This window comes from Kordiimonas marina (assembly GCF_023006325.1).
GTDB classification, from domain to species: domain Bacteria; phylum Pseudomonadota; class Alphaproteobacteria; order Sphingomonadales; family Kordiimonadaceae; genus Kordiimonas; species Kordiimonas marina.
This window is the reverse complement of the sequence record NZ_JAINDF010000005.1, coordinates 261,083-286,107: the sequence shown is the minus strand read 5'-3', so window position 1 is coordinate 286,107 and position 25,025 is coordinate 261,083. Positions and strand designations below refer to the sequence as shown.

Below are 25,025 nucleotides of genomic sequence, written 5' to 3'. Positions count from 1 at the left end.
ATATGCGCCCGACCCATTCCGATGCTGGATACACACTTCTGGAGTTGCTTGTCGCCGTTGCGATCATGGCAATGATTGCCATGCCCTTGGGCGCCGGTATTCATTTAGGCATCGATGTATGGCGGAAGACAGCGTCAAAAGCCGATACATTCGAACGCGACATGCTTGTCAGACAGCGGTTGGAGTCATGGCTTGCCAGTGCGTACCCCTTCGATATCAACCGTCGGCTGGATTTGCGTTTATATCCGTTTGATGGGACCCCAGACTCCCTAACTTTCGTGGCGCCTACCGCACCAGACCCCAGGGCAAACTCCCTAAACCGTATCCAACTCTCGGTGACGGATGGGAAACTCACCGCAGGCTTCACCCCAGACCCTCAGTCCTATGATGTTAGCGCACCCGTTGAATCCACAACCCTGCTTGATGGCGTGGCATCATGGTCGCTTGCCTACCTGGATGGAGTAACAGATCCGGCAAATCCAAAATGGGTTACAAGTTGGACCAAACATTTTGGTCTCCCACAGGCCGTTAAAATCAAATTGAGCTTCAAAGATGCACACCGCACTTGGGCCGATTTAGTTGCTCCACTGGTTGTCACTGAATGGTCCCACTGCGCTTTTGATGAAGTTTCACGGGCTTGCCGCACGGGAGCTGACGCAGGATGAACGGTTTCTGGACTCCAGCCATTGAGGGAGCGGCTAACTTTTTTAAAGCTTGGGGCAATGCTCTGGTTACGAGTGCTCCTCAGTGGCTTCAACCGCATTTAGCCACATCACGCGCGCCTCTTCAGGTTGCCATATCCTCTCTCGAAGATTTCGGCAAACAAGCGGAACGACTACAAGGCCATGACCTTAATATCGTCTTGGATCCAAGCCTAACTTTGGAACATAAATTCCGCATTTCTGGGGCTGCAGCAGGAGAAATCAAGCGTGTCGCAACCCTGGAAGCGGCCAGAGTTATGCCAATCTCAATCGAAAAGCTTGTCACCAGTTACCGGGTAACTAAGGACGAGGAAACATCGGACTTATCCGTATGCCTGGTAGCCGCGCGCCGTACACTTGTTGAGAACATCACGGCAAGAGCCCAGAAACACCAGCTTTCCATATGCTCTGTCGGCACACAAACGTCGGCGGGGGCCGTCACTTTCCGCCTCCCCACACTGCAGCGACGCAAGCGAATTGAACGTACCTTCCTGGTGACCGCAATAGTCTCTGCGCTGTTTATCGCTAGCACGGCACCATCCTTCTACTTGAGCAAGCTGAACCAGCATGTTTCAGAAACCGACCAGGCTATCCACAAAGCGCGGACACGCACGATTAAGATCGCAGGCCTTCAGCAACAAGTGAAATCCCTGCAGAACCTCGCGAATGCAGTGCAAGAAGTGCACAATCAGTCACAGGTCGTTGACCTTTTGGCCGCCCTTACCAAAGCGAGCCCGGACGACGTCGTCATTGACGAATTCAACCTCAATGGGGACCGCCTCCGCATTTCCGGGCGCGCCAATTCGCCCGAAGACTGGGTTATCAAACTCCAGAAAGACCCCGCCTTCGCGGATGTCCGCCTAACTTCCGTCCTGGGCCAAAGCAAAGGGGAGAAACGCCGGTTTGAGGTTCATATGACTGTTCAGTGGCCCTCGGAAAGGAGCCAATCATGATAGGTAAGCTAAAAAGCATAACCGCATGGCTGGCTCTGTCCATCCTCGTCATTGGAACGGTTTGGTCTCTTGTATATCGAGACCTCCAGGAAGCAGGACAGACTGAAGAAACCTATGTTCGGAAGCTTGCCTTGCTGGCGAGGTTGCAAGCGCTCCCCAAGGAAGAAAGCGCGATCAAGAAGCAACTTGAAAAGCTCAGCGATGAAGCTGCGGCCCGGATGCTCTATTCAGGCGATGCCAACGCCATTCAATCCCTCATGCAAAGAGATTTGCGGCAGCTTGCTTCGCGCAATCACACGGCAATCCAATCGATGCGGACCCTGGCACGATACAAGAAGCCTGGCCCGCTTCAGAGTATTTCCGTCCAACTGAATTTCGGAACGACGCACGAGGAACTCGTGTCTTTCCTGAAAGACATCGAAACCGCGGAGCCCCTTCTGCGCGTCACCCGCTTGTCTCTTCGGGTGCAACGGCCCTCGACCGAGACGCAGCCTGCTGCCCTGTCGGTCATGATGGAGGTAACGGGCTTCAAGGCAAACGGTGGAGGGCACACGTGATGAAGTCGCTTTCGCCCCTCTTGCGAACTTTATTGATCTTGAACCTTGTTGCAGGGCTCATTGTCCTTGCCGGTATTTTTTGGCCTCTACCCGGCCAGGCATCGCGTCCAATTACCAGGAATTTCCAGGACTTGGACACGCATAAAAATACCGCCTCAGCCGTGGATGTCTCCGAGGTGTTAGACCGCCCTCTCTTCCATGAAAATAGGCGAAAACCCGTCGCCGCCGTCGCCAAGGCCCAAAAGGCAGCTCCTGTCAGGCAATTAGAGCAACCCTATGTTCTGGCCGGAATTATGGGGAGCGGTGATGGCGGGCGGACCGTCTATCTCATGAACAAGCATACGCAAGAAACCGTTTCCGCCAAAGAAGGCGACAATGCCGGCCAATGGCAGGTGAAGAAAATTGACCAGACCAGTGTCACCCTACAGTCGGGAAACACTGTCCGCATACTGGATATGACGAGTAGGAATTAATTTAATGCATTTTTCCAAACGCATTGCGAGAAACACAGCCGGGCTTCTCTGTATTCTCATGCTGATCGGCTGTAGCGCGGACCAGCAAAGAAAAGCCGACATGAAAGCCTCGCTCGTCTTCAACGACGTTGCGGCGGTTATCCCACCCGAAGCCAGCAAGAATGGGAAGGACGCCAAACACAGCGGCACTCCCGAGAAAAAGAAAGACGTTCGGGCGGAATATTTTGATGGTACCGGCGTCTTCACCAAGGAAGTTCCGCCGATCAAGGCCGTGACGGTGGAAAAAAGCGGGGGCGTTTCCCTTACCTTCAAGAATACCGACCTGCGGGTGATTATCCGTGCCGTCCTCGCCGACACCCTCAAGGAATCCTATACGATCGACCCGCGTGTGAACGGCAAAGCGAGCCTGGAGACCAGCGGCGCAATCAGCAAAACAGCCCTTCGGGATACTTTGGAGGCCGTGCTGAGAACCAAAGGCTATGCTTTGGTCATGACATCGGATGGCCTGGAAGTCTTGCCCGTTTCCGAAGCGCCGCACAGGGTCGCGGCCATTCGCCATAACCTGCCAGCGAGCGTAAGCCTTCCAGGGTTTGGGGTTGAGGTCGTGACGCTGAAATATACCGCCCCGAGCGCCATGAAGGAACTGATGGAGCCCTTCACACCGCAAGGGGGCATCCTCAGAACCGACGATGAGCACGGTTATATGATCCTCGGCGGCACATCGCAGGAAGTTACCGGCATGATGCGCGCGATCGAGACCTTCGATGTCGACTGGATGAAGGGCATGTCCTACGCGATCTATACGCTGAAATATGCCGAGGTTGAACCGATCGTGAAGGAACTGAACGATATTTTTGATGCGCCTAAAACGCCGACCAAGGGGCTGGTCCGTTTTATTCCGATTCCCCGAATCAACAAGCTTCTCGCCATTGCCCCCAAAAAGGAAACGCTGCAGTCGATCGAGTTCTGGATCAACAAGCTGGATATTGGTGAAAGTTCGCCCGGCCGACGCATCTATGTCTATCAGGTCAAAAACGGTCGCGCTACCGACATGGCGGGCACCCTGAATATGATCCTCGGCACCCAGATGGGATATGGCTATGGCGGGTACGGCAACTATGGAAACAGAGGGGCCAGCGGCGGCTATCCCTATGGCGGCGGGCGCACATCCACCGGGCAAAGGGGCAATATCTCAGGTATCAGCAACCGCCAGAACGGGCGCGGTACGACCGGTATTGCCGGCATGACCGGAGGCAGCTTAAGCGCGAACGGCACTTTGGGAGAGTCCGGTATCCGTATCGTCCCCAACGAGGAAAACAACTCAGTCGCCATTCTCGCCACACCATCCGAATTCAGTGTGATCGAATCCGCCCTTAACAAACTGGACGTCATGCCCAAACAGGTGCTGATCGAGGCGACGCTCGCGGAAGTCACCCTGAACAATGAATTGCGCTATGGTCTGCAGTGGCATTTCGAAACCGGTGACAATATCATCAGCTTTGGAAAGAACACGACGCCATCCGCCCAGTTCCCCGGCTTCAACTGGGGCTATGCCAACGGCGGCAGCGTCAGCGCCGTCCTGAATGCCCTGGAATCGATGACCGATGTGAAGGTCATATCCTCACCGAAGATCCTTGTTCTCAACAACCAGTCGGCCACCTTGCAGGTGGGGGACCAGGTGCCGGTGCCCGTCAGCTCATCAGTCAGCAACGATAACACCAGCGCCCGGACGGTGAACTCCATCCAGTACCGCGACACCGGCGTTATCCTGACGGTCACCCCCCGCATCAACGATGGCGGCTTGGTGATGCTGGACATCCAACAGGAGGTCAGCGATGTCGTACAGACATCCTCATCCGGCATTGACGCACCGACCATCCAACAGCGGCGCATGACCAGCACGGTCGCGATCCAGAACGGCACGACCGTTGCGCTGGGCGGCCTTATCCGCCGTTCGATCAGCAAGACCAAATCCGGCCTGCCGATTTTGAAGGACATCCCGATCCTCGGCGCCGCCTTCCGGAACACCACCAACGTGGAACGCCGGTCCGAGCTTGTCGTCCTCCTGACCCCGCGCATCATCCAGAATGTCGATGAACAGCGGGAGGTGATGGACTATCTGCAGCGGGAGTTCCGCAACATCATCGCCCCGGGCAAGAAGAAGGCCAACGCCAAAACCAAATGACGGAGGAGCCTGAGGATAAGCAAGACGCCGGCATGGCGCTAATTGCCGTGACATGGACAGTGCTTCTGCTGTCCATCTTCGCGGCAGGTGCCCTGGCGCTCAGCTTATCCATGCGGCAAACTGTCAGCTCGGTCGAACAGGATGTGAAAGACAGGCTGCTCGCCCAGTCTGCCGCCACCCTGTTCATGAAGGAATATTTCTATGATCCGGTCAAAAAGGCCTTCCGGGGCGGCGGGCTGGACGTTCTGGGCACCCATGTGGATGTCGAGGTTGAGTATGAAACCGGCAAGATCAACATCAACCGCGCCTCCTATGATGTGCTTTCCGCCCTGTTCGCCGCTGAAGGCGAGCCCGCGGATGATGCCTATGCTCTTGCCGCCCGCATCATCGACTGGCGGGACAAGGACGATATTGTTTTCGGCACAGGCGCTGAACAGGCAGAATATGAAGCCGCGGGCCTGACAGTCGGCCCCAGGAACGGTCCGTTTGAGAAAGTGGGGGAACTGAAATATCTGCTCGGCCTTCCGGATCAGACCTTCAACTGCGTCGAACCTTTGCTGACCGTCTCTTCCCTCAATGGCGATGTAGACTTGTCCTATGCCGGTCAGAATGTGCGGCAGGTCTATAAATGGGCCTATGACAATAAGTGGAATGGCGTGGTGTGGCCGAACCCTGATACCATCAATGTCGCCACCGAAGTGGCCGGCACGAGCAACACAATCGGCGGTCAGTCCCTGACCCTGAAACTTAGCTTCACCAGTGACGGTGTTTCCAAAACCTACCGCACCACCCTGCGGTTCAAAAGCACGGCTGACATGTCTTATGCCATGCTGAGCCCGGTCCAAAAGGATGTAACCATCAATGTTAACGGCTGTCCCTTCGCCTGACATCCCCCTGCCTTGGCCCGCCCTGACCGTCTTTGCTGGGGCCCTGCTTGCGCTCGCCTGGTATGACATACGGGAACGGCGTTTACCCAATATCTTGACCTACCCATTCTTGGTGCTGGGGCTTGCCTGGGTAGCGTATGCGGCGCCCACGCGCCTGATAGCCCACGCCCTCTCGGCTGTGGTTGGCCTTCTAGGGCTTTACCTGCTTGGGCATTTGTTCGAAAGGCGCCGCGGGTACCCCGGCCTGGGGTTCGGAGATGTGAAACTGGTCTCCGCCATTGGAGCCTGGCTCGGCCCCTCTGTGCTCGCTCCCACCCTACTTATCGCTTCGCTTGCCGCCCTTCTGTGGGCCCCGCTACAGGCTTATCGAAACGGACAGAAGGGCAGCAAAATCCGTATTCCACTTGGGACGTTTCTAGCGTTAGCAGCGATTGGGATTGTGTTTTTCGCGCAAGATTAGGGAAAGCGTACTAATCACAGGTTTTTATTCAGGCATTGTGTGGATTATGCAGTCAACCTCAACAACTAACTGACTCATGTTGCCCCCAACCAGACCACAAACAAAGCCTCTCAATAGAAACGAGCACCGGTAAGCGGAAGTTGAGAAGAGACACCTCTTCAAATATATGTGTATAAAGAAAGGAACTTTTTGAAAACATAGCTACGCTTGAAAGGCGGTGAAACCATCAGCTATTAAAGATCAGGCCCCCAAATAACGCCGAGGGCCTAATCTTATAAAACAATACAGAATCTTCGATGAATTCTATCCGTCTATGATTTTATCTCAATACAAGGCCTAATTTCATTATGTTCAGGCATGTCTGCAGAGACACTTTCCAAGTACATGAGAGCATATCTATGCGTCATCTTTGACACCTTAAACTGAGCAATCACCTGAACATAACTCCCCACACAGGCACTCATGCTCTTTAGTGTTTTTTTATCGCGTTTTACTTCAATGGCAACCCCCGTGCTCGGCGCTGCATAGTCAATCCAATCTTTACCTCCTACGAGATAGTAAGCACCGCCGTTCTCCGCTAAAAAACCTGGCACAACTACGCGATCTCCCAAATAGTTCTCCGGTACCGCAAGAAGATTAAAAATATTTACACTATGGAGTTTCTGTCCATCATTTTGCGAACAAGCTGAACTAGCCAACAAAACACACGCTAGTGTGAAATACTTATAAGAGAAATATGCCATGTTCGTTTCTTCTATTTAACCACGCAATTAGTGCCATCGTCTGTCACAACTACTACAGGTGCTTTAATGGCTTCGGCAATCTTTTGAAAATATGGTAAGCGGCGCATGTTATAATCTTTCGAATAACCAGGCGTCACACCAACAACGAGAGCATCAGCTCCTTCATTTACACAATTCATACAACCTCCAAAAGTTCCCGCTCTCGTAGGGTACCCCCCCGCTGCATTGATATTAATAGCTTCGAGCACATAGCCCGCCACCATAGGGTCTCCACCCACACCGAACACCCCAAAAATGCGCCTCTTCCATAATTCTTGGGTAGTTGCCCTGTGAACATATCCCCCCATATCCAAGCCTTGGTATGAGGATTGATATTTCGAATTGGTGCCGTTCCCAGTGTTTGTCAAAGCCCTTATCTCTTCTACTCGTTTTATTTGAGTATTGATAGCCGCCTTTAAGTCGTTCGAGATATCCTTGGTGTCGGCCAGCTTCTTACACGGATCGTCTTTTTTCTTTTTGTTACTACCACTGCCAGAACCAGTGTGTTGATTATTTGATGCGCTACCATAGTCCCCATGGCCTGTGACTTGTGCACCATAACCGTTTGGTGCACTATCTCCGCCCCCGTCTGGGCTGCATATGACTTCATACCAGCCGCCCCATTGGTCAGGTTCTTCGCATTTTACAGTCGCCAGTCCTAATGGATCCACATTGTTGACAGGATCATTGTGGACATAGGCATACATGTTGAGGCCGTCACCATAGCCGATCGGATCCCGGCTCATGAAGCGTCCAAGTTCAGGCTGATAGTAGCGGTTGCGGTAGTAATATAGCCCGCTTTCATCATCCATCCGACGTGCCGTGAACTTGTAGGGGCTTTTGGATGCATCCGCCCCCTCACCCCAAGCTGACATCGGGAACGGCGTCACTGTGCCCGCGGCATTTGAAACCGCTGCCACATTGCCCTTACCGTCCCGGTGGACATAATTCTTGGTACCGTCCGCTTCCTTCACCATCACCGGGTTGTCAATACCTGGGCCATAGACATAGACGCGCTGCACCACGTCATTCTCATTCAGCTCGGCATAGGTCGTGGCTCCAGCCCAGAAATACCGGGTGGTCACATTGCCCACCACCTTCTGTACTCGACGGCCAGTGGCATCATAGCTGTAGCTGCCCACGGTTACCTGCGTGGTGGCATTCACCTGCTTCTTGACCGTCGTCAGGCGGTTTTCCTGGTCATAAACATAGCTATATTCACCGAAACTGGTGAGGTTACCCTTGGTATCATAGCCGGGTGTCTTGGTATCCAGCACTGTAGTCCCCGCCAGGTCCTTGACCGTCAGTTTTTCATACTGGTTGTCCGCATTTGCGGCCTTAGTGCCATCCGCCAGCGCCGAATAAGTCGTCGTCCCATTGGTCAGGTTCGGGCCGGAGGGCTTCCACAGATAGTCGGTGTTGGAAACGCTTTCGAACGTGATACGCCCAAGCGCGTCATGACCGATATAGCTGAAAGTCGCCTCTCCGGCATCTGCTGTGTCCCCGTCGCCATTGGCATCAAGCGTCAAGCTATCTAACCAGCCGTTATCAGCATCGTAGGTGAAGTCCTGCTTACTGCCATTGCCATAGGTTATGTTGGTCACACGGCTAAGCGGATCATAGCTGTAGCTGGCGACCGCAGTAGTGCCGTTTTCGCTGACTGAGGTCACACGGCCCAAACCATCCATCTGATATCTAACCATGTAAGACTGGCTGGTGCCCGAGAAATAGGTCAGGTCATAGCTACCATTGGCGTCATCATAGCTATAGTCCATGGTATAGCCATAGGCACCAGTTTCCTGCTTCGGACGGCCAAGATCATCATAGGTGTGCGTGACGCTAGTCGTGGTGTTGTCTGTCTCAGTTCGAACCTCACTCCGCTGACGTCCTGCGGCATCATAAGTATAAGCATAGGAAGGACCGGACGTTATCGAACGGGATGTAACCCAGCCTACAGCGTTATAGCCCAATGTTATCGTGTCCCCACCAAAGGTCTGAAGGGTTTTCGGGCGCCCGTAAGGGTCAAACGCCGTTACTTGTTCACTCCTACCGCCCGCATAGGATGTGCTTACCTGGCGGTTCCATTCATCATAACTGTAGAGGGTTTGGAGTTCACGGCCGTCCTCGACATAGGCAACGGTGCCATCGGTATTGTAGCCGGTTTTCTCAGTGATCTCATCCGTTGACCCAACGGCGGAGATAACCTTGGTCAGCCGCCCAAGAAGGTCAAAATAACGCTGTGACTCAACATTCATTGGATCGGTAACCGTGATGATCCCGTTAGCATCATCATAGGAGATAGATGTGGTATGGACTGCCGTCTCCGCCACTGTAAGCGGATTCCCGGAACTATCGTAAGTCGTATGCTCAATACTTGTCGTGACCGACGTTATCCGGCCTGCGCCATCATAGGTTTTGGTGTTGTTGAAGGTGGTGTTATCATCCTGCCTGCTTTTGACTGCCTTCAACCGCCCGTCATCATAATAGTTATAGTCGACCTCAACACTTTCAGGGCCGCTGACTTTAAGCCTTTGACGGAAATCATTGTAAGTGATTGTCGTTGCCTTGCTTCTGGCATCCGTAACCCGCAAAAGGTCACCATCAGGCCAGTAATCCAGCGTCACTGTTTGGGACGTTGTTCCCTTTGAAACAGTCACACTGGTCGGAACTCCGCCCGTGTTACCATTCGCATCAACAGTATAGCCATACTCCGTGATAGTCCCATCCGGCGCGGTAATCTGAGAGGGCAAGCCTTCAGCCGTATAGCTATATTGCGTAACAAGCGCGCCTGACGTCGTCGTGCCATCATCCTGCACATAGGAAACGCTCGGCAAGGTTTTACTCTGAAGCTTGCCGACCCCATTGCCTGACGTGACATAGTCAAACGAGGTTGTTTTACTATCGGACGTACCGTCCAACACCGTTATCGACGCAAGTTGCCTGTATTTTCCGGTGCCGTAATAGCTATAGGTCGTCGTTTTTTTAGTACGGCTACTATTTACCGGCTTGGCAAAAACCGTCTTGCTCAGCCTATTGTAATAGCGGTCATAGCTATATTCCACATAGGTATAATCCCCATTGGCATCAGCCGGGACAGACGCATAGATAAGTCGGCCCAAGCGATCGAACCGCTGTTCAGTTTCACGGCCCGCAGCATCGACCAAACGGCTATAACGGCCATAGGGATCACTATAAACGACCTGGCTGGCGCCTCGCGGTGAAACCGTTTCCGAGCGCCAATTGTTGGAATAATAATCCGTCTCCCCCCTATCTTTAACATTCTGGGAAACAAGCCTACCGAGCGCATCATAGGTAAAGGTAGTCTGATCCGTATCCACAGGTGTGGAGATCGATGCGATCCTGCCATCACTGTCGATACTATATGTCGCCAAGTCATGCGTGCCGAGACCCGTCAACGTAAAGGTATGGGTCGTGCTTGTCTCTGTCCGAGTAACCTTGCGTCCGTTCTCATCCGTGACTTCATTTGTCACGCTATTGAAGGTTAAGCTACGCCCCAGGTTGTTGCTAACCGTGCGTTGGCCGCTGACATTGGAAAAAGTCAACGTCACACCAAAAGGCCAATGCCATGTGGTCAGGGAAAATGACCGCCCACTTGAATCGAGGGCATCGAAAGTCATTTTTGTGCCATTCTGCTGGGTCAGGATGACCTGAGCCGAACTGCCTGAGCCAGACGAGGAGAAGGACCTTACATCACCTTCAGGGCCAAAATATTTTCCATCAGCCAATTTTGTGTAAGCGGTAACCGAATTGCCCTGGCTGACATTGAAAACATTGTCACGCAACTTTTTCTGGAGCCAGCTCATAGTGACTGCAGAGAAAGCGACCTGCTCGCCCTTTCCGCACGGAGCAGTGGATGCCGATATGCAGTTTTTCAGATAGTCATACGTGGCGTGAAGCGCTGCAATCGCATTGGCAGCCTCCACAGGTGTCCTTGAGCCCAGGGCAACCATCCCATTGCCACTGAAATAAGCCGAAATATCGAGCGAGTCCGTCCAGCCGCTACCCACTACATAGGTCGGAGTATAGGAGAGCGAGTAGGGGAAACTTCCTGCGCCGGTTTTCAAAAAAGTCCGCGTAACGCTCGCAGCACCGGCGGCGGGAATAGTCTCAGAATTCGTACCTTCTGCAGCCTGGATCATCTGGTAAAGATATTCCATGCCCGATGGAATGCTATAGGGTGTCGTGGCCCCTTTGAGTGGCACAATCTTGGTATAGTTGTATGAGGGTGTGGAACTATCTTGATCCACCAGAAAACCGGTGTTGCCAGTGGTGTCATCGATCGCCACATACCCAACCAGGCTAATGGTGCCGATACCACCGGCATCAGAAACGATCAACCTGTAGGGCTGAGTGGCATCAGTATTATAGTCACTAAGCCTTGTGAGAACATTGGCGCTATAATTGCTCAGTGAACTCTGGATATTTGAGATAGCATTTGCCGGAACATCGTACAGTGTTCCGCCACTTCGCAAGGTGTAAGCAAGCATTTGTACCGACGTGTGCGTTGCAGCATCCGTCCCGTGATCATCCGCGAACTGATCAAAAACGGCGCCTTCTAGAGCACTTGATGCGGATGTCAGCGTGTCGGCCGTCGCAGACCTGGACGCAGACAATTCCGCCGATGTCGATGTACCGTTTCCAAGGCTAACGATAGACACTTGGCTCCTAAAATCCGCATAGGAGGCTTGTCCTATGTTACCCTCGGTGGTGATAACACCAACTGTATTGTGAGTCAGGATGCGGGAGCCTGATACGCCAGCCACGATGTGGTTGAGCTGACTTTGCTGGGCTAGAAATTGTGCGCCAACAGCAAGAAGTCCCTCTGTGGTATCAGGAATTCCGGCTGTATCAAGTGAAGTATCCTCGCCAAGTTTTTGCCAGTTACTGTCCAAATAGCGGCCCATTGCCCCCGTGCCAAAATCGCCCGACGATATAAACAGCGGGAAGCTTCTCTGCACATACACAGGCAGGTTAAAGCTTTGAGTGTAGTCAGCGCTTGTATCACCATACGGGTGTGTGATTTTGGTGATCAACCTGATGACCGTGTCATCATACAGAACGGACCACGCCACACGGTCGTTCACCATAAATTTCAGATACACACTTGGTGATGTACCGGAAATAGAAAGCCACAACTTCTTGCCCGCGAGCTCATCCATAAAGGCGCTGAAGGATTGGCCATTATAGGTCAATGTGACCTTGGTCCGGTACTGATCAGGCACATCTGTTGAGCCCGTCCCATAAGCTGCACTATAGTGCGGGAGCTGTGACAATGTTAGCCACGTCGTCGGCAATGTTGCCTGATCTTTGTCCTTGGCAATTTCAACGCCACCAACCACATCTACCATCGACAGCTTGTACGCGTCTTCCGAGTCACCCTGCGCTGTATCTTTCTTCAGCGTGCTGACGAGTGTTGAGGCGTAAGCCGCAAGGTCGGTTTCTACATTCGAATGCACATCCCCTGATACAGCCGTAATACCCGTAGTCGTATTGGTATTTACCGTGAATGAAGCATCTCCTTGCAGAGTGCTATAGTCATAGCCCATGTCCGTTGCGAGCGAACTGCGTGCTTGATGGTAGGTCTGCACCTTATAGGACGGGTCAAACGCAGCGGATGCACTGTTAACTGTCGCCTCCACGACAGCGTGAAGAATTTGAACGTTATCGTAGCTGCCTTGCCCGATGGCCGCGCAATCCGTCGTCCCCGTGGCGCCTTGCGTCACCGTTATCGAAAACGGAATTGCGCCAGCCTTAAGCAGGTTACAGACGTCCTGACGATCGGAAAGACCAAACCAACTCGCCATCTCGGCAGGGCTGAGCTGCGCCTTTATGAAGCGGTATGTCGGCAAATAATCGACGGCAGGCTTATTAGCATGCGCCGCCTTCAGGAGCTCAACCATCAGAGCCGCTTGGTCGAGGGCCGTGCCTTTCTTGTCGATCAGCGCTCCGAGCGCACCCTTTTGCAGGCCGAACATCGGTAGGGTTTCGATATTGTCCCGCACATACTGGTAAATCAGCGCAGGATCATTCTTCAGCGACCGGGCTAATGCCAGAATTTCGGGATGAATACCAACAGTCCAGGTAGGTGTATGGCCGGTTGCAGAGGTAAAAGTGGCTCCTGGCGTCCTTTCAATACCGTCATACATATGAACGACGGGAACAGCTGCACTCACTCCAGGAGCAACTAGTGTACCCCCCGCGACAATGGCTGCCGATACTACACTTTTGATCGCCTTCTTAACAAACATCCCAATCACCCTATCGCCCCCGTTTCGGGTTAAAGCTTTTCATATCAATTCAGTTGGTCTCCGGAGGCAGGTCGTGCGCCGCCTCCGGAAGAAATTTCTGTGCGTTAATTGAGGCTGCCGCCTGTACAGCCACTGCCACTGACCGTCACCGCCACATTCGCCGTAGCCGAGCCGCCCTGGCCGTCGCTGATGGTGTATTTAAGCGTCGCTGAGCCGCATTGTAGTGGTGTGTAGGAGACGGATGACCCGGTGTGAGAGACATTACCAATGACCCCGCTAACCTTGCTTGCCGCTGTGATAGTGAGCGTCCCGCCGTCAGTGTCATAGTCGTTGTTGAGCACGTTGAACGTGTTGGTTTGCTGAACAAGCGCCGTATAGCTGTCATTGACCGCATGAGGTGGGCAGTTGTCATTCTCGGTGATCGTCACTGTCTTCGACGTGTTGACATAGGTCATGCCATTGGTTGCCCCTGAGAGCTTACCATTGAAGGTCTCATTACCTTCACCACACTTGGTATCGTCGATCGAACTCACGACCACGGACTGTGTCTGATAATCCGCGCCAGAGGCCGGGAATGTCAGTGTCACGCTCTTGCCCGTATAATCCGAGCCCGCCGTCGCCGTGCCATTCGCCGTCGAGAAGGTGACCTTATGGGTCAGCGCCGTAGAACCACTCTTCGCAACAATGAAGGTGAAGCTGTTGCCTTCCGCCTTCGATGCACCGCCAGAAAGCCAGATGTTCACGGTCGGTGCCGCATCATTATTGACAATGGTACCGATACCCTGGCTATCACTGATCGTGGCGCCATTGGTCGCACTCGACAGGTTAAGCTTTACCGTCTCGTTATTCTCATAAACGGTGTCCCCAGTCGTCGCTACGCTCACAGCCTTCGAGGTGTCGCCAGGAGCAAAGGTCAGCGTCCCGGACTTGCTGGTATAGTCGCCAGACCCGGCCGTGCCATTCGCCGTAGCATAACTGATGCTGTGACTCTTGGCCGTCGAGCCGACCTTGGTAATCGTGAAGGTCAGGTTCCCACCTTCCGTGACGCTAGAATTACTAACTTTGAAACTCGGCCCACTATCATCATTGTTGATAGTTCCAATGCCTTGGCTGCCACTTATCGTGGCACCACCCGTCGCACCCGACAGGTTAAGCTTCACTGTCTCGTTCGTTTCATAGATGCTATCTTGTGTCGTCGCTACGCTCACCGTTTTCGAGGTGTCGCCAGGAGCGAAGGTCAGCGTCCCGGACTTGCCGGTATAATCGCTAGACCCGGCCGTGCCGTTAGCTGTTGCATAGCTAACGCTATGTGAAAGCGCAGTCGCACCGGTTTTGGTGATGGTGAATGTGAGCGTCCCACCTTCAGTGGCACTCACATTGTTGATGCTAAAGCTCGGCCCACCGTCATCATTTGTGATCGTGGATGTTACGATCCCGGTGTTGATATCTGCGTTTGTACCGCTCACCAACTGCAACTGAATTGTCTTGTCGGCTTCAGTTACCGCATCCGGGATCGTCTGGATCTGGATATAACCGGTCGTTTGACCCGAGGCGATGTTCACATAATTGGTGCTGGGCGCCACGAAGTCTGTGCCGGCAACCGCACTGCCGCCGCTGACGATCTGCCAGGTCACGGTCGTGTCGGCAATCGCAGCCGAGGACAAGGTGACAGGAACCTGCAGCGTGTTGGCCGTGGCCGTGCCTTCCGCAACAGTCGCATTCGTAGCCAACGAAGCCGTCGGTGTCGTCGTGCCCGACGGCACCACAATCGGACAGGCCACAGAAGTAGACGTCGAAATCGCCTGCACCTTCATGGTCGCCACATTGGAGACCAACCCGCCAGGGTCCTCAACCGTGTAGTCGAACTGGTAATAGCCACACTTACGCAGGTTGATATCGACCTGAGAGCCATCGGTACTAATCGTGGTGCCAGCGCTTGGGTATCCAGCCGAGACAGAAACTGAATGGAACTTCAGAGCTGCCTTATCACCGGCGTCGGGGTCGCTGTCGTTATCAGCGACACCTGTAGAGTTGGCCAGGTGAGCATCGAAAGTAACGATCTTGCCATGGATTTGGTCGACACTGTTCCAGATATCAACCTGCCCCTCGTCATCGCTCGTAGCAGTCGGCGCTTCATTCACATTGGTTACCGTGACCGTAACGACCTTTGCCGAAGACAGACTGCTCGAATCCGAGACCGTGACAATCACATTATAGACATTGTCGCCATTGCTGTCAGTCGGCGCTTCATAGTTCGGCGAGACCTTGAACTGCAGCTGACCACCGCTAGTGATCGTGAAGACGTTGGCATCATCCCCTCCCAAGGTATAAGTGAGGGCACTGCCTTCCGGGTCGCTCGCGCTATAGGTGCTCAGAACCGTCGAGGCAGCTGTGTTTTCGGCATTCGTGATGGTGGTAGCGCCTGCCGTGAAGACCGGAAGTTCGTTCACGTTGGTCACCGTGACAGCCACTGCCTGGGTATCGGAAAGACCGGCCGGATCCGTCACTTTGACTGTCACATTGTAGACATTGTCCGCGTTGCTGTCGGCTGGGGCTTCATAGTCAGGCCGGGCCTTGAACTTTAACTGACCACTGCTGTTGATCGTGAAGTCACCAGCATCCGTCCCGGTCAAGCTGTAAGTCAGTGTCCCGCCCTCAGGATCCGTCGCATTATAGGTGCTCAGCACAGTCGTCGTCAGCGTGTTCTCGGCTTCGGAAAGCGTCGCTGACCCGGCGGTGATGACCGGTGGGGCGTTATCATCATTGCTGATGGTCGCCGTCGCCACATTGCTGCCGCTGATGGACGCGTTGGTCGCTGAACTGAGCGTAACCTGAAGCGTTTCATTGGGCTCATAGGTGGTATCCGGCTTGGTCGTGAACTGGATCACGCCGCTGTTGCTGTCCATCGGGATCGTAAGCGTTCCCGATGTCGCGCCAGTGTAATCTGTGCCCGCCGTCGCTGAGCCCCCAGTCACAGACCAGTTAATCGTGGTGCTGTCAAAGGCATTAGCCGACAAGGTAACCGGGAAGCTGATTGTATTCCCCGCACCGCTGTTGCCTTCAAGGACTGGCGCCGGGCTACTGATGCTGGCCGTCAGACCCGTATCATCATCGTTGATGCGGCCCCGGCCTTCAAACTGGGTGCTGTCGATCAGACCCTGATCTACATTGGCAATATTGACGTAAAAGGCCTCATAGCCTTCAACCAGACTATCCTGCAGTGACGGAATCGTCAGCTGTACACTGCCCACGCCCGGCTGAAATACATAGGTCAGCGTATTGCCGGATATGGTAAAGGCGCCAGTATCCGACACTGTGGCCTGGCTCACGTCATAGTCGACACCAAAGGTCGCCGATGCATAACCTTCCGTGTTGGTCGCCGATGTGTCGGCCACAGTCATCGTCACCGTTACCGGCTGGTAGGACTGGTTGGTCATCCACAGCGTGAAGTTCAGACCATTGCCTTCCCGGTTCGCAGTATTGCCAATCTTGACCGTCGGCTGAGGGTCATCGTTGGGGATAGTAACCTGTCCCTTCTCCGAGGAATGACAACTGCCGTCCGTGGTTTGGCACCCATCTTGAGAGGTCCAATTCAGGGCAAGATAGAAATACTCATCGGGCTCATAGACCGTGTCTGCCACCGTCTTGACGTACACCGTTTTTTGGGTCTCTGCCGGCGCAAAGGTCAGCGTGGTGCTAGTAAGCGGTACGTCCGGTGCCGAATAGAGCGTGGTCTCATAGTCCACCACTTCCGTTGCTGAATTAACAGCATCCACCCCGGAAACACCAAGGGTGACATCGATGGTCTGACTCGCCCCTCCGACCTTATCAATCGTCAGCGCTACATAGTCGCCTTCCGCCGCCGCCGTGACATCCGCCACATTGAAATGGGCAACGTCATCGTCCCGAATGGTCGCGATCGCGCTGTCCTTGTCACCAGCCACAATCTCGGCACCGTTTGCGCTCACCAGCTTGACTGTGAAGGTCTCATCACCTTCCTTGATAGTATCATCCTGGAGCGGGATCTCGATTGTCGCCGTTTGGGTGCCCTGGTGAATGACGGCCGTGCCAGCATTCTTGAGATAATCAGCGCCATACGTAGCCGACCCGTCGACTGCGACCCACTGAACCGTTACATCCTTGGTAGCTGGGGAGGTCAGATACACGGTAGGCCAGATACTGCCCGTAGGATTGTTTTCGAGGGCGCGGTCGTTGAAGATCTTTACTTGGGGTTGATCAAGACCGCTCACCGACACTGTCCGGCGATTACCTGCCGCATCATAGGTGTAAGCATAGGTAACCGTTCTGGACCCTTCAGCATAGGAGACCTGTGTCAGACGTCCCTGCTTGTCATACTGGTAGCTGACACCGTTGCCTGCCCGCGCAGACCCGGATGAAACCAGCATAATCAAAAGAGAAAAGGACAGAAAACCCTTCGCAAGCGCCCGAACGGACGCTCGAATAAACCCCAATCGCACTGTTAGCCCCCAAGCTACAAGAGTGTATAAATATATCTTTAGATTGTTTTGTGATAAAATATTACCGCAACTGTCAATAGAAAATTAATTTTCCAGTAACCTATATAGGCCGAACTCGTTGCTCACTGAGGGATACAGGGATGTATTTTTTTCTGACACGCGGCCCGGTCAGACCATTTTCTGCAATCTATGATTTGTAATTTATCGCCGACGCAGATCAAAAATAGAGCTCACTATTGTATAAGTACACTTTGGAAAATAGAGAAACTATCCCTTATAGTCGCTCAAACAGGTAACCCGTGTTCAGCGCGGGCAATTATCACATCCGTCTGCCATCCCCCAAGTTCGGACTTGCTCAATACAAATGGGATGCGTCCGTCTAGTTCCTTGTGTGGACAGAAAAGAAACTCCTCCATTCCCTTTTTTGTTCCTATCGCAACTGTCGCCATTGCCTGCAGATTTGCCAATCGTAGCAATCTTGCCGACGCCTTCCTCCCCATCAGGCCTTGGCTATTTGGTCGGCTACCGGAAAATATGGTTCGCTTAATTTCGGCTCTCGAAATTGGTGGTCGGCTCGCTACAATAGTATCAAAGAAAGCCTGAAATGCAGCAAAAGGAATTCCAGCCAATTCGAGCTGGACAAGGTCATAAGGAGACCTAACGCGCCGACCCAGCGCGCCTTCCCCTCCGAGCAACTCAACGATTTTGGCAACATCCGCAAGCATGGTCATCTCCAAGATCGACAGTTTACGCCGATCGATCAATCATGCCAAGGAGGAGGCGAGGTAAGCTATACTTGACCCATAAAAAGGGCCACAAAACTAACCTAGATAACTGGGGTGCAAATCATGAAGATCGCCTTTGGCAGCGACATACATCTGGAATTTGGCGAAGCAGCGCCCGCGCTCGATCCTATTCGAGAGGCCGATATTTTAGTGCTCGCTGGCGATATCTGTACCGGAAGGGATAAAGAGAGAGGCTACCCTACTTTTTTGAAGTATGCTCAATCGTGCGCCCAAAGTTTGGACATCCCCGTCATTGCGATCCTCGGCAATCATGAGCTTTACAGCCAGGAGATGGATAGCTTCGTTGCCGATTGCCGCACTCACGCCGAGGACATGCACAACGTCCATTTCCTAGAAAACAATACCATTGAGATCAAAGATATCCGCTTTGCCGGTTGCCTGCTTTGGTCCGATTTCTTGGCAACCAATGACCCAGCCTACGCACGCCATGAGGCAGCTCGATCAATCACCGACTATAGCGCCATCAGGGTTGCGCAAACAGGACGGCGCAAGGGCCGCAAACTTACGCCGCTCGACACTGCTAAAAAGAATGCCGACAGCCGCCGCTTTCTGGAACATGCTCTGGCTGAACCATTCGATGGCCCAACTGTCGCCATTACCCATTTCCCACCGGTGTTCATGAGTGATCCCCAATACGCTGGGTCGCCGCTTTCGGCCTATTTCTGCAACGACTGGCAAAGTGCGATCGAGACAGGCGCTTTGGCTCCAGATGTATGGATCACAGGACACACTCACTTTTCGACGGAACTTGCAATTGGCCGGACGCGCATTATCTCCCAACAACGCGGTTACCCTGGCGAACTCGGGCCGTTCAAGTGGGGAGTTATCGAACTTTCTTAAGCCCACCTCACCGTGCACGAACAGAGAATGCCACAGGAACATCTGACCGGCGGAAAAACACCTGCCGGTTTCCATCAATGTCTGGCCCTGTGACAGGTCCAACATTTTTATTTCGCAGCATTTGAATGGCGTAACGAGAGGACGTGTGATGGCTCGCGGCAATCTTCGCGGCCGAAATGTAGGTTCGATTGAACCGGGCCACATCCGCATCGGAAACCAAGGTCACAGAGCGACCACGACGTTTTTCCTTGGATGAGGGAAGCTTACCAGATTTCACGAGCGCATAGACCACTTGCTGCTTCAAACCCAGCTTCTCCGCCACCTCTGGTAATGTGTATAGACCCTGAGGAGCAATCGCGTGCATCTTTATGACCCGTTCGATATCCGCTGGGCCGAACACACACTGCTGGACACCAACCCTACACATATCGCGCCCCCGCACCAATATTCCACGATCCCGAATCTCTTTAATTAGTCGCGACACCGTCCAGCCGACGGCTGTCAGCTTTCTCATTGCTACAGAATAGGAAAGATATCCCTGATCCGGTTTGCATTTGACCACCCCGGAAAATACTAGATCGAGCAACGCCTCGACATCTTTCTGATCGAAGACGTAAGGTCGTGAACGATTGGCCGGTGCTGTGGGAGACGGCAGCAGCAAACCCTCTTGCACCAGGTCTTTTAGCGGCTTTTCCGATAGCCCCAGAGCGGTGCTAGTTTCCTGCGCAGTCATCAAACTTTGCTGGTGGTACTGATATTTGCGGACACTATCCGTACGTATGAGCACCAGATGGCGCCCTCCCATTTGTCGCCTAACGCCCTCCAGGCTCCCAGTCCTATGCAATTGATCTATAGTCTTAGGGCGAACATGAAGAATCTCCGCCGCCCGAGCCTTGGGAATGAACACTTCAGATGCCTGAACATTCAGCTTTCTGTTCTTTTGAGATAGAAAGCCGCCATCCCAGCTTTCGGTCAGGAAACGCTCAAACTCATTCCTCAGGAAGTCGAATTGTGGCCCCGGCAGCGATTTGGTGAGTGTCTCATAGAAACTGCCGAACTCGTATACCAAGCCCGTTCGACCTGACCAAGCCTCCCGGACTTTAGCGAGAAACTCAAAATAGCTGCCTGGCCATCCGAACAGAATTGAGGCGGCAGAGGCGACTACACGATGCATAGCCGCGGCCGTCAAACGGGCACACAGCCAGTTGCCAACGCCAATGCCTCGACCATTTGCATGGGAACCTAAAAATAGGACTGCTTGAATTACGGATATGAGGTTCATCTCGTTCAGCGGCACCTCGACTGGGCCGTCAATCTGAGATGAAGGCACAACCATGCCGGCTTTGCTCAACATCAACGATGTCAGAGATACCGCCCCAGGGTCGGCCTCACGCATGGGAGATTTCGAAAGGTCAGCGTCACATACACCGCATCGTGAAACAGATGCATGTTTCCAGCTCAAAGGGGAGGAACATGTTGGGCATTGATCAATCAATATGGTCTGATGATGCGGACAGCAGGCAACGCTGGCCAAGTCCCACTCTATGAGCCGGGCTTGATGTTCCTTCAGGCATAGAGGGCATACCCGCGGCCGCGACAAGTTGAGCATGGAACGCTTAACTTCGGTACGACAAAAACGATGATTGCCGCTGCCGCCACGCTCCGGCCAATAGCAGCGTGTCAGAATTTCCTGCCCCAAAACATCGGTAAGTCCCGCCAGAGGGCCATAGCCCGCTTGCCGTAAAGGCAATAACGGATCGCAACTGACAATCTGGAAAATTCTGTAGGGGCCGTCATACCCGTTTTCGTCGGACACCCGGGTCAGATAGCCCAACAGGCTTTCCCCACGCTTCGGTTTGGGGCGTCTTAACAGACGGGTATGAAGGACATCATGCATTTATCCGGCCCTGAAAACCTCCGCGGCCGCCTGCCGCACCTGCTTCTTACTCCGACCTGAGGCCGCTTTAGGCTTACTCGCATGCTTGCTTGCAATGGCTGCAAACGCCTGCTTTTGAACATGTTCCCATCCAGCATGGAAGGGATTGTCCGGATCGTCCTTCCGGCGGCCGCGGTCCTCCTGCGGCAAGAGGCGGTCGGCAAAGGACTGAGCAAGCATCTCTTGGCTGATGCGCTTCTCGCCCTTCTCAAGGGCGATGAACACCGCTCCTTTGGCAATTTTGGTAAGTGCACCAACCCGGCCATGGCTCGCATGATAGAAACGCTTCGCCATCTCTTCGTCGGAGAAATCGATGGCGCTTTCAAGCGGCAGGCTACGCTGAAGCAAGGCCAGGAATTTTCGAAACTCGGGACGCCCCGGTGCCCGCCAGGAAAAAGCATTAACGTTCAATTGACAGGAAAAGCGCCGCCTGAGCTGCTCGTTGGCCTCAAGTACTTTGCGGCAACAGGGTAAGCCTGTGAGTACCACCGGTTTCTTGGTTTCGGTAATCAGGTTTTTGAGCCAATCCGCAACCGAGCGCAGCACTCGGTCATTGTCCCTGTCGATGAAATGTTGGAACTCATCCAGAATGATCAGTTCAACCCCGCAGTCTTTGACGAGTTTATACAGGCGAAGCGTCTTTGCATCGAGAGCCCCGTGTGCAGCCAGTGGATCACCCAGGCCTGCAAGAAGCGCGGTTGCCATGGTGCTCATCTTCGCCGGCACAGGTATAGTCGCGGCAAGGACGGGCACATGCGTCCCAGCCTTGGTTTCCTGGCGAGGGTGCTGGCTCAAATAGTGATCTTTGATTGTAGTCTTACCGACGCCGGGCTGGCCAATAATCAACATGCATTCGGGCTCGCGAGCCCCTTTCGACATCTGCCGACAGTCCTCGACCTTCTTGAGCGCCCGCATCATGCGGGGGTACTCGATCACAACCTTGTTGGCTTCACCGTACTTCTCAAATTTTGGGTTGAGAACCGGATCAAATGATGCAGCACCATCATCATGTCGGTCATTCTGGGTAGTCGTCATTTGTACTGATTCCCCATCCATCTTCACCCTCCTCGTTTTCATAGTCGCCGTCCTCAGCAAAGTCAGTGCCGTCGGGCATCAAATCCTCTGTGTCCGCTTCAGTTGGTCGCGCCTCCTGCGGGATCATCAAGACGTTGTTGCTGCCTGCACCACGGTAGCGTGCCGCCCTGGTGCTCGACGCCACTGGCAATTTTAGAACTCGGCTCTCGTTCAGTATTTTCGCGATTTCAATACGCGCTCTGGCGAGGCAAACACCTTTCTCGCCCTTGGCCTTCAGCCTCCGCATATACCGGCGCACCACCGAGTGCTGCCAAAGATTGGTGTCATGGGCATATTCAAGCTCGACTGCTGGCACCGACAGATACTCGGAAGCTCCTGGGTCCTTGACGTGAATGTAGCCCAGGTTGCTGGGGTCGAACTTGACCTCAACCAGCGGGTTTCCCCGTTTGTAGAGGCGCTGACGCAGATGTCCCAACGCCTCGGACTGATACTTCAGTCCATTCAGTTCGATACCATAGCGATGTATAGTGCGCGGCCGCACGCTCGACATGACAACCATGAAATCATCTAGCGAAGTCGGCACCCGGAGGCCTGGGTGATCTTCGAGACCGCGCAGCCACACGTTGGACGGCGTATCGCAAAGGCCGCTATGGTACTCACGCACATAGACATCGACCACCCACTTGCAAAATGCCTCGGTAAACTGCTCGAGCCCGACTATCGAATCCTTCTGCGGATCGTACTCCGTTTTCCTCAGAAGCCGCCCCAACGTCTTGCCTCTTGCACCAGTCAGCAACTTTGTTCCGATCGTGCCAAACAAGCGTTCAACACGGCCCTTGAACCAGGGTTTCCCACGCGGAGAATATTGGATTTGAATCCCAAGCTGCTCGCACGCCAGTTCCAGATCGGCCGAATGAAATTCACGACCATTGTCCACAACAAGCGTCTCTGGCACGCCGCAGCACTGCCATTCATTCAAAACGCTGGGAAACCGCTCCCGCAAACAGTCTTTGGGCATAATTGCATGGCGTAAACAATGCATTACCGACTGCCAACCAGGCGGCTCGAAGCCGACATAAAACCCGACAATCCAGCGCGAATAGCAATCGACCGCAATCGTGAGCGTAGGCCGACCGATGATCATGCCCGTTTCCTCGTCAATCACGAACAGGTCTAGAACCGTGTGGTCGATCTCTACTCTCTCCAATGCCCGCGTTGCCAATAACGCCTGCTGCACGCCTTTGAATTGACGATCGGTCGCCTCCTTCCCATAGCGCTTCAGGCATCGGGTATAGGCATCGACGGCTTCAATGGCCCGATATACAGTTCGTTTGTCAGGGGCTTCTAGCTGCTCAGGCTCCGATCTGACCTGATTCAACTCATCTATCTTCAGCACAATATAATCCATCACTGCAGTCGGTGAGCCTCGCTGGATGTTTAAGAAGTGCTCTTCAATGCCCCGCTGGACGATTTCGAGCACTTCCCCACACAGTCGCCGTTCACGATTTCCACGGTTTTTGAAAGACGGGATCAGCGCCCTGGGATCCCTGCATCCGTCCTCATAGTCCTTCAGCCAGCGGCAGACGCTGGACGCGCTGGGACATTTCTTGTCACCACGCTCGACCGCAACTTCTGCGATGATGGGTGTCAGCCTCTCCTTCGTTCTCGGAATCGGCATGTAGGCCAGCACCCCTTTGACGTAGGTGTATTTCTTTTCGAAGATGGCGCGTGTCTTCGCACTGAGCGCCTGAATCTCTTCTTTGAGCTTGCCCTGGATGCGGAGACTGGGAGCCTTACCATTTCTGACCGGCAGCCTGATAACCGCCTTGCCCTTGCAAACCTTATCCATGATCTCGGTCATGGAAACCTGGGTGATTTCCTGATCCGAGAACCGCTCCAGATGAATGCGTTCGGCTCTCACCCTGCCGACAATCCTGTATAGATCGCCGTCCATCTCGATGGGCGTGTTGGTAAGCAGAGCTACGGAAGGCATCGGCAGATCTCCTCATTCAAGGAAACGGGACTGGCATCGACAATGGGCGCCTCCAGGTCGATGCTCAGGGCACTATGCGCCAGCAGCGCCCAGGGCCCCCAGGCCGGCAGATCGGCCTCAGAAAATGCCTGTTTAAGATCGAGGAAGGTGGCTATTCGCCTGGGCCTCACAAGGCGGCGCACGCATGCCACCATCGGTTCATCCAAGTCGAAGTACCGAAATCTCAGCAAGTAGGAGACATTGTCCATATAGGGCCGCCGACGAATTTCCGTATCCGTGATCACCACGAACGGAATGCCTGCATCCTCAAAAGCCCGGGACACGGCATCAAAGAGCTCGGCATATTCCGCCACTCTTTGCGCTGGCTTGATTTCCTCAATCACCTTGCCGCGCTTCGTCATTACCTCGAGGTCGGGCGTATATCGATGAGCTTTCCCATTCACGGTCACCTGCATGGTGATGGGCTGTTCACGAAAGCTGATGACATTGGGGTCAAGTTCAAGCTGATACATACGATCCCGTTCCAGCTGAGATTCCCAATGGTGTGACCGGCCGCTTTTGCGGCTGGGGAACTTGCCGACCACACGGCAAGGCCCTCTGGTGATAACGCGACGCGCTCTAGAATGTTGCATACCCACTCCTCGCTTTTGTTGCACAATTATGTGCAACG

16 protein-coding genes are annotated in these 25,025 nt (G+C 53.7%); 8 read left to right on the top strand and 8 right to left on the bottom strand.

The genetic code is table 11. The annotated features are described in order from the left end of the window. The first annotated feature begins 2 nt into the window (after positions 1-2). From K6118_RS13135 to K6118_RS17635, 7 genes are read left to right on the top strand one after another with little or no spacing between them, the layout of a single operon-like run. Entirely contained in the window at positions 3-665 is a 663-nt protein-coding gene (locus K6118_RS13135; protein WP_247120829.1) for a type II secretion system protein GspJ, read from the top strand. Beyond that, a complete protein-coding gene (locus K6118_RS13130; RefSeq protein ID WP_247120828.1) occupies positions 662-1,654 on the top strand; it encodes a PilN domain-containing protein in 993 nt (330 codons plus the stop codon). The genes K6118_RS13135 and K6118_RS13130 overlap by 4 nt, the downstream gene beginning before the upstream one ends. Further along, positions 1,651-2,211 carry a type II secretion system protein GspM gene (gene gspM, locus K6118_RS13125; protein ID WP_247120827.1) on the top strand — a complete coding sequence of 187 codons (561 nt, stop codon included), beginning with the start codon at positions 1,651-1,653 and terminating at the stop codon, positions 2,209-2,211. The genes K6118_RS13130 and gspM overlap by 4 nt, the downstream gene beginning before the upstream one ends. Further along, the gene (locus K6118_RS13120; RefSeq protein ID WP_247120826.1) at positions 2,211-2,684 is read left to right on the top strand and encodes a hypothetical protein; all 474 of its coding nucleotides are present in this window, start codon (positions 2,211-2,213) and stop codon (positions 2,682-2,684) included. The genes gspM and K6118_RS13120 overlap by 1 nt, the downstream gene beginning before the upstream one ends. A 4-nt stretch (positions 2,685-2,688) precedes the next feature. Further along, positions 2,689-4,869, top strand: a complete 2,181-nt coding sequence (gspD, locus tag K6118_RS13115; RefSeq protein ID WP_247120825.1) for a type II secretion system secretin GspD — start codon at positions 2,689-2,691, stop codon at positions 4,867-4,869. 32 nt (positions 4,870-4,901) lie between these two features. Continuing rightward, the gene (locus K6118_RS13110) at positions 4,902-5,756 is read left to right on the top strand and encodes a type II secretion system minor pseudopilin (RefSeq protein WP_247120824.1); all 855 of its coding nucleotides are present in this window, start codon (positions 4,902-4,904) and stop codon (positions 5,754-5,756) included. Next, positions 5,731-6,216 carry a prepilin peptidase gene (locus K6118_RS17635; RefSeq protein WP_425531550.1) on the top strand — a complete coding sequence of 162 codons (486 nt, stop codon included), beginning with the start codon at positions 5,731-5,733 and terminating at the stop codon, positions 6,214-6,216. The genes K6118_RS13110 and K6118_RS17635 overlap by 26 nt, the downstream gene beginning before the upstream one ends. Before the next feature lie 311 nt (positions 6,217-6,527). Here the strand turns inward: K6118_RS17635 and K6118_RS13105 are convergent, their stop codons facing one another. The 4 genes from K6118_RS13105 to K6118_RS13090 all read right to left on the bottom strand — a co-directional run bounded on the left by K6118_RS13105 (position 6,528) and on the right by K6118_RS13090 (position 18,470). Next, a complete protein-coding gene (locus tag K6118_RS13105; RefSeq protein ID WP_247120823.1) occupies positions 6,528-6,959 on the bottom strand; it encodes a hypothetical protein in 432 nt (143 codons plus the stop codon). A gap of 11 nt (positions 6,960-6,970) precedes the next feature. Next, positions 6,971-13,267 (bottom strand): RHS repeat-associated core domain-containing protein, encoded by a 6,297-nt coding sequence (locus K6118_RS13100; protein WP_247120822.1) that lies wholly within the window; start codon positions 13,265-13,267, stop codon positions 6,971-6,973. Between the two features lie 104 nt (positions 13,268-13,371). Continuing rightward, positions 13,372-17,745 carry a Calx-beta domain-containing protein gene (locus tag K6118_RS13095; protein ID WP_247120820.1) on the bottom strand — a complete coding sequence of 1,458 codons (4,374 nt, stop codon included), beginning with the start codon at positions 17,743-17,745 and terminating at the stop codon, positions 13,372-13,374. Positions 17,746-18,029: 284 nt separating this feature from the next. After that, positions 18,030-18,470, bottom strand: a complete 441-nt coding sequence (locus K6118_RS13090) for a hypothetical protein (RefSeq protein ID WP_247120819.1) — start codon at positions 18,468-18,470, stop codon at positions 18,030-18,032. Positions 18,471-18,593: 123 nt separating this feature from the next. On the opposite strand from K6118_RS13090, the gene K6118_RS13085 reads away from it, so the two are divergent. Continuing rightward, on the top strand, positions 18,594-19,391 hold the full coding sequence (locus K6118_RS13085) for a metallophosphoesterase (RefSeq protein ID WP_247120818.1): 798 nt from the start codon (positions 18,594-18,596) through the stop codon (positions 19,389-19,391). A 7-nt stretch (positions 19,392-19,398) separates the two neighbouring features. Here the strand turns inward: K6118_RS13085 and K6118_RS13080 are convergent, their stop codons facing one another. Genes K6118_RS13080 through K6118_RS13065 form a run of 4 tightly spaced genes read right to left on the bottom strand, consistent with a single transcriptional unit; the run spans position 19,399 to position 24,867 of the window. Continuing rightward, positions 19,399-21,288 (bottom strand): helix-turn-helix domain-containing protein, encoded by a 1,890-nt coding sequence (locus tag K6118_RS13080; protein ID WP_281500795.1) that lies wholly within the window; start codon positions 21,286-21,288, stop codon positions 19,399-19,401. Beyond that, complete coding sequence (locus K6118_RS13075; RefSeq protein WP_247120815.1) at positions 21,289-22,362, bottom strand: TniB family NTP-binding protein; 1,074 nt, start codon at positions 22,360-22,362, stop codon at positions 21,289-21,291. After that, positions 22,343-24,355: a DDE-type integrase/transposase/recombinase gene (locus K6118_RS13070; protein ID WP_247120814.1), complete on the bottom strand. Its 2,013-nt coding sequence runs from the start codon at positions 24,353-24,355 to the stop codon at positions 22,343-22,345. Before K6118_RS13070 ends, K6118_RS13075 begins: the two co-directional genes overlap by 20 nt. Then, a complete protein-coding gene (locus K6118_RS13065) occupies positions 24,343-24,867 on the bottom strand; it encodes a TnsA endonuclease N-terminal domain-containing protein (protein ID WP_247120813.1) in 525 nt (174 codons plus the stop codon). The genes K6118_RS13070 and K6118_RS13065 overlap by 13 nt, the downstream gene beginning before the upstream one ends. Positions 24,868-25,025 lie beyond the last annotated feature (158 nt).

Bases quoted from the DNA above. Each gene is read 5' to 3' on its own strand.
- K6118_RS13135 (WP_247120829.1), top strand. From the start codon at position 3: ATGCGCCCGACCCATTCCGATGCTGGATACACACTTCTGGAGTTGCTT.
- K6118_RS13130 (WP_247120828.1), top strand. From the start codon at position 662: ATGAACGGTTTCTGGACTCCAGCCATTGAGGGAGCGGCTAACTTTTTT.
- gspM (WP_247120827.1), top strand. From the start codon at position 1,651: ATGATAGGTAAGCTAAAAAGCATAACCGCATGGCTGGCTCTGTCCATC.
- K6118_RS13120 (WP_247120826.1), top strand. From the start codon at position 2,211: ATGAAGTCGCTTTCGCCCCTCTTGCGAACTTTATTGATCTTGAACCTT.
- gspD (WP_247120825.1), top strand. From the start codon at position 2,689: ATGCATTTTTCCAAACGCATTGCGAGAAACACAGCCGGGCTTCTCTGT.
- K6118_RS13110 (WP_247120824.1), top strand. From the start codon at position 4,902: ATGGCGCTAATTGCCGTGACATGGACAGTGCTTCTGCTGTCCATCTTC.
- K6118_RS17635 (WP_425531550.1), top strand. From the start codon at position 5,731: ATGTTAACGGCTGTCCCTTCGCCTGACATCCCCCTGCCTTGGCCCGCC.
- K6118_RS13105 (WP_247120823.1), bottom strand. From the start codon at position 6,959: ATGGCATATTTCTCTTATAAGTATTTCACACTAGCGTGTGTTTTGTTG.
- K6118_RS13100 (WP_247120822.1), bottom strand. From the start codon at position 13,267: ATGTTTGTTAAGAAGGCGATCAAAAGTGTAGTATCGGCAGCCATTGTC.
- K6118_RS13090 (WP_247120819.1), bottom strand. From the start codon at position 18,470: ATGCTTGCGGATGTTGCCAAAATCGTTGAGTTGCTCGGAGGGGAAGGC.
- K6118_RS13085 (WP_247120818.1), top strand. From the start codon at position 18,594: ATGAAGATCGCCTTTGGCAGCGACATACATCTGGAATTTGGCGAAGCA.
- K6118_RS13080 (WP_281500795.1), bottom strand. From the start codon at position 21,288: ATGCATGATGTCCTTCATACCCGTCTGTTAAGACGCCCCAAACCGAAG.
- K6118_RS13075 (WP_247120815.1), bottom strand. From the start codon at position 22,362: ATGACGACTACCCAGAATGACCGACATGATGATGGTGCTGCATCATTT.
- K6118_RS13070 (WP_247120814.1), bottom strand. From the start codon at position 24,355: ATGCCTTCCGTAGCTCTGCTTACCAACACGCCCATCGAGATGGACGGC.
- K6118_RS13065 (WP_247120813.1), bottom strand. From the start codon at position 24,867: ATGTATCAGCTTGAACTTGACCCCAATGTCATCAGCTTTCGTGAACAG.